The sequence below is a fragment of the Streptomyces sp. NPDC031670 genome (genome assembly GCF_055580545.1).
Genome location: NZ_JBVILC010000040.1, coordinates 9,734 through 12,033 on the forward strand (window position 1 = coordinate 9,734; position 2,300 = coordinate 12,033).

Sequence of the window (2,300 nt, forward strand, 5' to 3'; positions counted from 1 at the left end):
GACCTCATTGCCCAGGACTCCGCCAAGAACCTCCAGCTGTGGACAGGCCGGGGCAACGGTGCGTTCGACCGCGCCCGCCGCCTGACCGGCGGCTGGAAGTTCACCCAGACCACCGCGGGCGACTTCAACGGCGACGGCAAGATCGACCTCATTGCCCAGGACTCCGCCAAGAACCTCCAGCTGTGGACAGGCCGGGGCAACGGTGCGTTCGACCGCGCCCGCCGCCTGACCGGCGGCTGGGACTTCACCCAGACCACCGCGGGTGACTTCAACGGCGACGGCAGAACCGACCTCGTCGCGCAGGACAGCCGAAGCGACCTCTGGATCTGGAAGGGCAAGGGAGACGGCACCTTCCGCGGCAAGGAACTCCTCAGCCGCAACTGGGCCAGTACCCAGACCACCGCAGGACCCTTCCGCGGCCCGGGCCGTGACTTCCTCATCGCCCGCAGTGACACCACCGGCGACCTCAACCAGTGGATTACCGCAAACCCGCAGCTCACCAACCCCCTCCGACTCACCGACAACTGGTAACGGCAATATCAGGGCCGAAGTTCTTCCCCCTGCCTCAAAGACCCTTCCGCGTCGCCCGAACTCTTGGGCTCTACCGAGCGATACAGCCGTGCCGGGCAGCGCTGCTGCCCGGCACGGGCGCTCATGACCGGATAGCCCTGGCGAGGCTGCCGCACGCCAGCCGTACTTCCGTTCCGACGGCAGGGGTGTGCGTACATCCGCGCCCACCCCCGTCAGGTCGTCTCCACCACTGCCTGACACAGCAACCCGTACGAGGAGAACCACCGATGACGCCCTCCCGCCCGCGCAGGTACCGGGGGATGACACGCATACGCGGGACGGTGATGGTGGCGACAGGGCTGTCGGCCGCCCTGTTCGCCGTCGACGCCTCCGCCGCGGCGGCCGTCCAGCGGTCCCCGGCGTCATCGCCCGTCGCCGCCACCCGCTCGGCGGCGGCCGAGTGGACCCGTACCTGGGGCACGGCCCTCGGCACGGCGGCCCCCACCGCCGAGTCCAAGGTCACCGGACGGCAGACGATTCGCATGGTGGTGCACACCAGCATCGCCGGCAGCTCCGCACGCATCCATCTGGCCAACACCTTCAGCACAGAACCCGTGACGATCGGGCACGCCACGATCGCCCGCCAGGACCAGGGTGCCGCCGCCCAGGACACCCCCGTATCCCTGTCGTTCGGCGGTACGCGACAAACGGTGATCGCACCTGGCCAGAGCATCGACAGCGACCCCGCGGACTTTCCCGTCAAGGCCGACGAGAACCTCCTCGTCAGCCTGTACCTGCCCGAGCCGGTGACCACCGCGCCGTACCACCAGTACACGCTGACGACTTCGTACGCGTCGGCGCCGGGGGATGACTCCGACCTCGCCGCAGCGAGCGGCTCCAAGAGCTTCCCCGCGCGCTTCCCGCACTGGGCCTACCTCAGCGGGCTGGACGTCACCGCCAGTGCCGGCGGTGGCACCGTCGTGGCGATCGGCGATTCGCAGACCGACGGCGGCCACACCACTCCCGACACGAACCGGCGGTGGACCGACGCCTACAGCCGGGCGCTGCAACAAGGAGGGCGTCCCAGCGGCGTCGTCAACGCCGGGATCTCCGGCAACCGCCTGCTGACCGACAGCACCGGTACCCGCGCCGTCTACGGGCCCGCGCTGGTCCGTCGCTTCGACCGCGACGCCCTGGACCAGCCCAACGCCACGCACCTGATCCTGTACTCCGGCGTCAACGACGTCCTGTACAACGAGGCCACCAGCGAAGCCCTCGTGGCGGCGGTCCGCGACCTCGCCGAGCGTGCGCACGCCGCCGGCCGCACTCTCACCGTCGCCACCCTCCCCGCGTTCGAGGGGAATCCGGACTACAGCGCGGCCAAGGAGCAGGTGCGCCAGGAGTACAACCGCTACATCCGCACGACCCGGGACATCGACAGTTACGTCGATTTCGACCGGGCCACGCGTGACCCGCTCAACCCCACGCGCCTGTTCGCCGGTTACTACACCCGCGGCGACGACCGGCTGCACCTCAACGACAACGGCAACCAGGCCATGGCCGACGGACTGGCCCCCGCCCCTGCCACCCGTCCTGCTCCGCGCTACTCCCAGACCACGGCCGCCGACTTCAACCGGGACGGCACAGCGGATCTCATCGCCCGGGACGGCCAGGGGGCGCTGTACCTGTGGCCCGGCAATCAGGACATCGACGCCCCGGGCCACGGTGACGGTACCTTCGGTGGTCCGCGTCAGCTGACCGGAGGCTGGAGCTTCACCGAGACCACCGCC

The 2,300-nt window shown here is 69.8% G+C and carries 2 protein-coding genes; both read left to right on the forward strand.

From position 1 onward, the window contains the following. Positions 1-531 (forward strand): FG-GAP repeat domain-containing protein (locus tag ACZ5ID_RS36145; RefSeq protein WP_468906796.1); only part of this gene is annotated, 531 nt, incomplete at its 5' end. A gap of 299 nt (positions 532-830) precedes the next feature. After that, positions 831-2,300: SGNH/GDSL hydrolase family protein (locus ACZ5ID_RS36150; protein WP_468906798.1), on the forward strand; the 1,470-nt coding region annotated here is incomplete at its 3' end.